The following is a 1087-nucleotide window of genomic DNA, read 5'->3' on the forward strand; positions in this document are numbered from 1 at the left end:
AGCGGAGCGGTCGCGGCCACGTGCATGGCGATCTTGCGCCCCAGTTCGCGCAGGGCGGTCTTGTCGCCGCCGCCGTGCAGGGCGACCAGCACGCCGATGCGGCCGACGCCCGGCGACACGGCGTTGTGGACGTAGGAGGCGACGACGCCCTCGTCGACCGACAGGCGGGCGGCGCGGCGCAGCTGCATGTTCTCGCCGATGGTGGCGATCATGCTGGTGACCTCGTCCTGGACCGTCTTGCCGGCTTCCAGCTCGGCGCCGTGCAGCGCCTCGACCGAAGCGTGCTCGAGGCCGAGCTGGGCGAATCTCTTGGCGGCGTTCTGGAACAGCTCGTTGCGCGAGACGAAGTCGGTCTCGGCGTTGAACTCGATGGCGGCGCCGACTTCACCGGCTCCGACTTCCTTCGAGGCSACGGCGACCAGGCCCTCGGCGGCCACGCNCGTTCGGCCACGCCGGCGAGGACGAGCTTCAGGCCCAGACGCCATCCATCTGTCGGTTCAGCCCCTGTTGGTGCGGGACGGCGAGCGGGTGGTTCTGATCGATACGGTTTCCTGRAGCGCCTTCTTGCAGTCCATCATGCCGACGCCGGACTTGGCGCGCAGTTCCATCACGAGGGCGGCTGTGATCTCGGCCATGGGGTATCTCCTTGGTATGCGTATGCGGGAACGGCCGGACCCGTTGAGGGGCCCGGCCGCGTATTGATTTCGCCGTCGGGAAGCGGGGTCGTTTAGACCGCGGCTTCCTCGGTTTCGACGGCGTCGTTGGCTTCCGAGGTCGCAACCTGGGCGGCTTCGTCGGCGACGGCCGGTTCGGCGGCGGCGATCATTTCCTCGGCGACGGCTTCAGCCTCGGCCGGGGCCACTTCGGCTTCAACGGCCTTGGCGGCCTTCGGAGCCTTGGCTTCGCGCAGCATSGGCTCGTCCGGGTTSACGGCGGCGCCCAGGTCCACGCCSGCCGAAGCCTGACCAGCGGCCAGACCGTCCAGGACGGCGTCGGCGATCAGGTCGCAGTAGGTCTGGATGGCGCGGGCGGCGTCGTCGTTGCCGGGGATCGGATAGGTGATGCCGTCCGGGTCCGAGTTGGTGTC

At 69.2% G+C, this 1087-nt stretch carries 1 protein-coding gene and 2 pseudogenes; all 3 read right to left on the reverse strand.

Going from position 1 to position 1087, the window contains the following annotated elements:
- Window positions 1–439 (reverse strand): annotated as a pseudogene (locus ASD25_RS32620) (elongation factor Ts); the annotation flags it as partial.
- Window position 440: 1 nt separating this feature from the next.
- Window positions 441–635: pseudogene (locus ASD25_RS32625) on the reverse strand (hypothetical protein); the annotation flags it as partial.
- Between the two features lie 92 nt (window positions 636–727).
- The coding region (locus ASD25_RS27605; RefSeq protein WP_156389493.1) for a 30S ribosomal protein S2 at window positions 728–1087 on the reverse strand (360 nt) is incomplete at its 5' end.

It is taken from the genome of Brevundimonas sp. Root1423, assembly GCF_001426805.1.